The organism is Agromyces binzhouensis (genome assembly GCF_004135055.1).
Lineage (GTDB): Bacteria > Actinomycetota > Actinomycetes > Actinomycetales > Microbacteriaceae > Agromyces > Agromyces binzhouensis.
On sequence record NZ_SDPL01000149.1, the window covers coordinates 1 to 6,798 of the forward strand.

The window sequence follows — 6,798 nt, forward strand, 5'->3', positions numbered from 1 at the left end:
CAGCCCGCGGTCGCGCGCCGCGCCCCCGCGTCGAACTCGGCGAGGTCGCCCGTCTCGCCGGCGCGGGCCGCGCGGCGGCCGAGCACGAGCATCGCGAACAGCAGCAGGCCGAGCGCCAGTGCGCCGATGCCGATCTTGACCGGCCACGGCCAGGGTGCGGGGGTGACGAACCCCTCGATGACCCCGGCGAGGAGCAGGAAGAAGACCAGCCCGATCGCGACCGAGAACAGGGAGCGCGCGTCCTCCGCGACGGCGGCGCCACGGGTGCGGGCACCCGGCGCGACCCAGGCCCAGAAGATCCGCAGCCCGGCCGCGGCCGCCACGAACACGCAGGCGAGTTCGAGCAGGCCGTGCGGGGCGATGTAGAGGAAGAAGGTGTCGGCCTCGTCGTAGGCGAACATGATCGCCGCGGTCAGGCCGAGGTTCTGGGCGTTCTGGAGGATCACCCAGGGCACCCAGACGCCCGTGATGCCGAACGCCACGCACTGCGCGGCGATCCACGCGTTGTTGGTCCAGACGGCCCCGGCGAAGGACGCGGCCGGGTTCTCGGAGTAGTAGGCGACGAACCCCTCCTCGGCGAGCTGCCGGAGCTCCTCCTCGCTGCCGAGGTTCGCGAGGACGCGCGGGTCGGCGAGCACCCACGTCGCGTACAGCGCCGAGACCGCGAACGTCGCGAGCGAGACGGCGAGGGTCAGCCAGCGCACCCGGTAGAGGGCGGCGGGCATCCCGACGAGGGCGAAGTGCGAGAGCTGCCGCAGGGGGTTCTCGGCGACCCCGGTGAACCGCAGCCGGGCGCGAGCGAGGGTGAGGGAGAGCCGCTCCCCCAGCGCGGTCGACCCCGCGGTCGCCTGGACGAGCGAGAGGTCGGCCGCCGCGGCCTGGTACCGCTCGATGAGCTCGTCGGCCTCCGCGCCGCTCGGGCGCGACCTGCGCGAGAGCGCGTCGAGCCGCTCCCAGTCATCGTGGCGGGCGGTCGCGAGCGCGTCGAGGTCCATCTGCTTGAATACTAGCCATGCCCGCCGACGCCGCCCCTGCGCGGACCTCGATCGCGCTCGACGACGAGGCGGTGCTCACCGGCGAGGCGGTGGCACTCGACCTGCGCCCGGCGAGCGCCGTCATGCGCGCCGGCGGGGCGGCGATCGACGTGATCCTCACGATCGTCGTGGGCCTGCTCGCGCTCCTGGCGATCTGGGGCCTCGACCTCGACGAGGCCGCGTTCCGCGCGGTCGGCATCGCGCTCCTCGTCGCGTGCCTCGTCGTGCTGCCCACCGCCGTCGAGACGGCCTCGCGAGGGCGCTCGCTCGGCAAGCTCGTCATGGGCATCCGCGTGGTGCGCGACGACGGCGGATCGATCGGATTCCGGCACGCCCTCATCCGCGCCCTCACGGGCGTGCTCGAGATCTGGCTCACCTTCGGCGGGCTCGCGGTGCTCGTCGGCTTCCTCAACCCCGACTCGAAGCGGCTCGGCGACATCCTCGCCGGCACGCACGGGCAGGTGGAGCGCGTGCGGGCGTACGTGCCCGCGTCGTTCGGGGTGCCCGTCCCGCTCGCCGCGTGGGCCGCGGTCGCCGACGTCGGGCGACTGCCCGATCCGCTCGCCCGCCGCGTCGCCACGTTCCTCCGCAACGCCCCGCACCTCGCACCCGCCAGTCGGCAGCGCGTGGCCGCGTCGCTCGCGGCGGAGGTCGCCCCGTTCGTCTCCCCGATCCCGCACGTCGAAGCCGAACTCCTGCTCGCCGGCGTCGCGGCGCTGCGTCGCGATCGCGACCTCGCGGCCCTCGCACTGGTCGACGCGCGCATGCGCGAACTGGGGCCGGTGCTCGAGTCCCGGCCGAACGGCTTCCCCGAGCGCTGACGCACGGTCGGAGGCCGACCGGGCGGCGTCCGAGACGACGGATGCCCCGGCGGCCGTCGCGCGCCGGGGCATCCGCCTCGAGGTCAGTACCGGTAGTGGTCGACCTTGTACGGACCCTCGACGGGCACGCCGATGTACGCCGCCTGCTCGGGCGTGAGCACGGTGAGCTCGACGCCGAGCGCGTCGAGGTGGAGGCGCGCGACCTTCTCGTCGAGGTGCTTGGGCAGCACGTACACCCCGATCGGGTAGGCGGTGGGACGGGTCCAGAGCTCGATCTGCGCGAGCACCTGGTTCGCGAACGAGTTCGACATCACGAACGACGGGTGCCCGGTCGCGTTGCCGAGGTTCATGAGCCGGCCCTCGGAGAGCACGAGGATGCTGCGTCCGGTCGGCAGGCGCCACTCGTGCACCTGCGGCTTGATCTCGACCCGTTCGGCGCCCTCGAGGGACTCGAGCGCCGCCATGTCGATCTCGTTGTCGAAGTGGCCGACGTTCGCGACGACCGCCAGGTGCTTCAGCCCCAGCAGGTGCTCGAGGCGCACGACGTCCTTGTTGCCGGTGCCCGTGACGAGGATGTCGACCTGCTCGATCACGGACTCGAGCCTCGCGACCTGGTAGCCGTCCATCGCGGCCTGCAGCGCGTTGATCGGGTCGATCTCGGAGACGATGACGCGGGCGCCCTGACCGCGCAGCGCCTCGGCCGCGCCCTTGCCCACGTCGCCGTAGCCCGCGACGAACGCGACCTTGCCGCCGATGAGGACGTCGGTCGCGCGGTTCAGCCCGTCCGGCAGCGAGTGGCGGATGCCGTACTTGTTGTCGAACTTCGACTTCGTCACCGAGTCGTTGACGTTGATCGCCGGGAAGAGCAGCTCGCCGTCGGCGTGCAGCTCGTACAGCCGGTGCACACCCGTCGTCGTCTCCTCGGTGACGCCCTGCAGCTCGGCGGCGATCCGCGTCCAACGATCGGGGCTCGCCGCGATCGAGCGGCGGAGCGTGTCGAGCACGACCCGGTACTCCGCACTCGCGTCGTCCGCCGACGCCGGCACGGAGCCCGCCGCCTCGAACTCGCGCCCGCGGTGGACGAGCAGGGTGGCGTCGCCGCCGTCGTCGAGGATCATGTTCGGCCCGATCCAGTCGGCTCCCTCGGCGTCGGCCTCGGCGCTCCAGTCGAAGATCCGGTCGGTGCACCACCAGTACTCCTCGAGCGTCTCGCCCTTCCAGGCGAACACCGGCACGCCGGCGGGCTCGTCGACGGTGCCGTCGGGGCCGACGACGACCGCGGCGGCCGCCTCGTCCTGCGTGGAGAAGATGTTGCAGCTCGCCCAGCGCACCCGGGCGCCGAGCGCCACGAGCGTCTCGATGAGCACGGCGGTCTGCACGGTCATGTGCAGGCTCCCCGCGATGCGGGCTCCTGCGAGCGGCTTCGACTCGCCGTACTCCGCGCGGAGCGCCATGAGCCCCGGCATCTCGTTCTCCGCGAGGCGGAGCTGGTGCCGTCCCGCCTCGGCGAGCGAGAGGTCGGCGACCTTGAAGGGCAGGGCGGATGTCGCGGAGGGCGTGACGAGGGTCATGGCGTCCATTCTCGCAGCCGCGCGGGCCGGAGGCATCCGGCCCGTCGCCGACTAGGCGCGGATGAGCGCGAGCACCTCGTCGCGGATCGCCGACATGGTCGCGAGGTCCTCGCCCTCGACGTTCAACCGGAGCAGCGGCTCGGTGTTCGACGGTCGCACGTTGAACCACCAGAACGGCTGGTCCTCGGCGGTGATGCCCGTCGCGGTGAGCCCGTCGAGCTCGTCGAACTCGACGCGGCCGGTGAACGCCTCGACGATGCGCGTGTACGCCGCGGGCACGTCGGCGACGGTCGAGTTGATCTCGCCGGACATCGCGTACGGCGTGAACCGCGCGGACATCTCGGAGAGCGGCGCGTCCTGCGAGCCGAATTCGGCGAGCAGGTGCATGGCCGCGAGCATGCCGTTGTCGGCGCCCCAGAAGTCGCGGAAGTAGTAGTGCGCCGAGTGCTCGCCGCCGAAGACCGCGTGCGTCTCGTTCATGCGGTCCTTGATCAGCGAGTGGCCGACGCGCGTGCGCACCGCGACGGCGCCCACGGCCTCGATCGTCTCGGGCACGAAGCGCGAGGTGATGAGGTTGTGGATCACGACCGGCTCGGCCTCGCCGAGGGCGCGGACGCGGGCGATCTCGCGCAGCGCGACGATGGCGGCGACGGCCGACGGCTCGACCGCCTCGCCGCGCTCGTCGACGACGAAGCAGCGATCGGCGTCGCCGTCGAACGCCAGGCCGAGGTCGGCGCCGTGCTCGAGCACCGCGCGCTGCAGGTCGACGAGGTTGGCCGGGTCGAGCGGGTTGGCCTCGTGGTTCGGGAACGTGCCGTCGAGCTCGAAGTAGAGCGGGATGATCTCGAGCGGGAGCGCGGGCAGGCCGGCCGCCTCGCCGAGGACCGCGGGGACGGTGAGCCCGCCCATGCCGTTGCCGGCGTCGACGACGACCTTCAGGGGGCGGATGCCGCCGAGGTCGACGAGCGTGCGGAGGTGCTGCGCGTACTCGGCGAGGACGTCGGCCTCCGTGATGCGGCCGGGCTCGGGGACCGCGGGGATCCCGCCGTCGAGGAACTCCGCGGCGCGGTCGCGGATGGCTGCGAGGCCCGTGTCGAGCGAGATGCCCTGGGCGCCCGCCCGGGAGAACTTGATGCCGTTGTACGCGGCGGGGTTGTGGCTTGCGGTGAACATCGCCGCGGGCGCGTGCATCGAACCCGACGCGAAGTAGGTCTCGTCGGTCGAGCAGAGTCCGATCGCGACGACGTCCGCACCGCGCGCCGCAGCCCCCCGGGCGAACGCCTCCGCGAATCCCGGCGAGGAGTCGCGCATGTCGTGCCCGACGACGACGCGGTCGCCGGCGGCTCCGACCTCGTCGACGAACGCCGCGCCGAGCGCCTCGACGACCTCGGCGGTGAGCGCCTCGCCGACGATGCCTCGGACGTCGTAGGCCTTCACGATCGTTTCGAGGCGCGCGCGAGCGCCCGTCTTCGCGGGGGGATTCATGCGGTGAACCCTACCTCACCGAGGGTGACGTGCCGGATGATCTGCCACCCGCGCGGAGCGGACGTGCGCTCGGCGTGGCGAGCGCACAGGTCGTACGAGTGCGGCTCGCGCGTGTAGGACAGCGGCCCCAGCACGGCGAGCGAATCGGCGTAGTCGTACGTCAGGGTCGCGACCGCCTCAGCGGTGCATGCGGTGCGCGAACAACGTCTCATGGCGACCCCAGCGTAGCGATCCGACCGGCCACTACGATGGAGGTCATGCCCCGTTCCCGTCGTGTCGCCGCGACGTCGGCCTCGCCGAGGCGCCTCTCGCGCGACCGTCACGGCCGTGGGATGCGCTCGGCCGTGACCGGCCCGCATCTCCCGCCCCTCCGGACCCGCATCGACGAGTTCGACGTGACGCTCGCCTCCACGGCGGCGTACCTCCGCGGGCTCTGGCCCGATCTCGAGGGCGTCTCGTTCCAGGTCGCCGATGCACCGGCCGAGGCGATCCACGACGACCACGTCGACCGCTGGCGGGTGCACCACGACGAGCGCCGGATCGTCTTCTACAGGCTCCCGATCGTGCGCTTCCTCCGCACGCAGGAGGGCGAGGAGAAGGACGAGCGGCTCCTCGTCGAGAGCTGCGTCTTCCGTGCCGTCGCGGAGTTCCTCGGACGTGATCCGTGGGAGCTCGCGCCGGGTCGGTACCGCCACCTGTGACGCGCCCGGTCGGCGCCTGAGCCGCTCCGGCGCCTCCGGGCGTCGACCTCGTCGACCTCCCCCGCCCTATTGCGGGAACACGCGCACCGGGGAGTCGAGGGGACCCGGTGGCGAGACCGGCATCGAGGCGAGCACGTCGCCGCCGCCGAAGGTGACCGCCGCGTGCATCCCCTCGACGCCGTCGAGGATGACGCGATCCCCGCCCCGGACGTCGACGGAGGCCGCGCCGCCGGCCGGAATCGCGATCGAGCGCTCGCTCCCGCCGATCGTGACCGTCGCAGTGGCCTCGTCGTCTCCGGGGTTCGCGAGGCGGAGGGATGCGTCGGGTCCGTCCGGGATCGCGACCGCGGCGCGCTCGAGGAGCGCGCCGGTGGCGACCGCCCAGGCGAGGTCCGCGAGGATCGGGTCATCGCCCTCGCCGAGGACCGTCGAGCGGGCCGCCGCGACCACCGGGGCGTCCGCGTCCACGACGACGGTGTACGAGCCGGCCTCGAGCGTGCCGAGCGGGAGGTCGGTGGTCTGGCCCGGGGCCAGCGTGACCTCGACCTGCGAGACGACGGTGCCGACCTCGTCGCGGACCTCGACGATCGCGGAGGCGTCGGCGCCGTCCGGGGCGAACAGTCGGACGGCCGGGAAGTCGTCGCCCTCGGCGTGGTCGTCGTCGGGTGCCACGCCCCGGACGTCGGTGACGACAAGCCCGGGCACGACCTGGCGCGTCGCCGGCGGGGCGACCGGGGTCGACAGCTCCACGCCCGCGGGCTCGAGGCCGAGCACGATCGAGTGCTGCAGCGCCGCGGCGATCGGCGCGCCCGCGCTGGTGACGTGGACGACCGGGGTGCGCACGCTCGGTGCGAGCCCGGCGAGCGAGACGACGCGCTGGCTCCCCGGGGGCACGACGATTCCGAGCCCCGACGGCGCATCGACCGCGCCGGTCTCCCCGGTCACGCGGACGTCGACCGTGGAGGCGACCTCGCCCGGGTTGGCGAGCAGCACGAGACCGGACCGTCCGACCTCGGTGGCACCGGCGAGGAGCCACGAATCGGATGCCGGTTCGACGCACGCCGCTGCAGCGAACCCGCGGAGGGACTCGGTGGCGGCCGCCTGCGACTGGGCGCCCGCGAGCATCCCGGCGAGCACCGCGCCGGGCTCGGTCGAGATCGCGACCGGCCCCCCGTCCGCGGCCGCG

General features: G+C 73.3%; 7 protein-coding genes. 2 read left to right on the forward strand and 5 right to left on the reverse strand.

Annotation, left to right across the window (positions count from 1 at the left end):
• A partial coding sequence (locus ESO86_RS08955) for a stage II sporulation protein M (protein WP_165307550.1) occupies positions 1–995 on the reverse strand: 995 nt, incomplete at its 3' end.
• A 17-nt stretch (positions 996–1,012) separates the two neighbouring features.
• Between ESO86_RS08955 and ESO86_RS08960 the strand changes: the two genes are divergently transcribed.
• The gene (locus tag ESO86_RS08960) at positions 1,013–1,855 is read left to right on the forward strand and encodes an RDD family protein (RefSeq protein ID WP_129234586.1); all 843 of its coding nucleotides are present in this window, start codon (positions 1,013–1,015) and stop codon (positions 1,853–1,855) included.
• An 83-nt stretch (positions 1,856–1,938) separates the two neighbouring features.
• Here ESO86_RS08960 and ahcY read toward each other — a convergent pair whose 3' ends face one another.
• Genes ahcY through ESO86_RS08975 form a run of 3 tightly spaced genes read right to left on the reverse strand, consistent with a single transcriptional unit; the run spans position 1,939 to position 5,123 of the window.
• Positions 1,939–3,426, reverse strand: a complete 1,488-nt coding sequence (gene ahcY / locus ESO86_RS08965) for an adenosylhomocysteinase (protein WP_129234587.1) — start codon at positions 3,424–3,426, stop codon at positions 1,939–1,941.
• 51 nt (positions 3,427–3,477) lie between these two features.
• Positions 3,478–4,911, reverse strand: a complete 1,434-nt coding sequence (locus tag ESO86_RS08970) for a phosphomannomutase/phosphoglucomutase (RefSeq protein WP_129234588.1) — start codon at positions 4,909–4,911, stop codon at positions 3,478–3,480.
• Positions 4,908–5,123 carry a DUF3499 family protein gene (locus tag ESO86_RS08975; protein WP_129234589.1) on the reverse strand — a complete coding sequence of 72 codons (216 nt, stop codon included), beginning with the start codon at positions 5,121–5,123 and terminating at the stop codon, positions 4,908–4,910. The genes ESO86_RS08970 and ESO86_RS08975 overlap by 4 nt, the downstream gene beginning before the upstream one ends.
• A 45-nt stretch (positions 5,124–5,168) precedes the next feature.
• On the opposite strand from ESO86_RS08975, the gene ESO86_RS08980 reads away from it, so the two are divergent.
• Positions 5,169–5,612, forward strand: coding sequence for a hypothetical protein (locus ESO86_RS08980; RefSeq protein WP_129234590.1), 444 nt, complete (start codon positions 5,169–5,171; stop codon positions 5,610–5,612).
• Positions 5,613–5,678: 66 nt separating this feature from the next.
• Here the strand turns inward: ESO86_RS08980 and ESO86_RS18755 are convergent.
• On the reverse strand, positions 5,679–6,798 hold a 1,120-nt coding region (locus ESO86_RS18755), incomplete at its 5' end, for a DUF5719 family protein (RefSeq protein WP_165307553.1).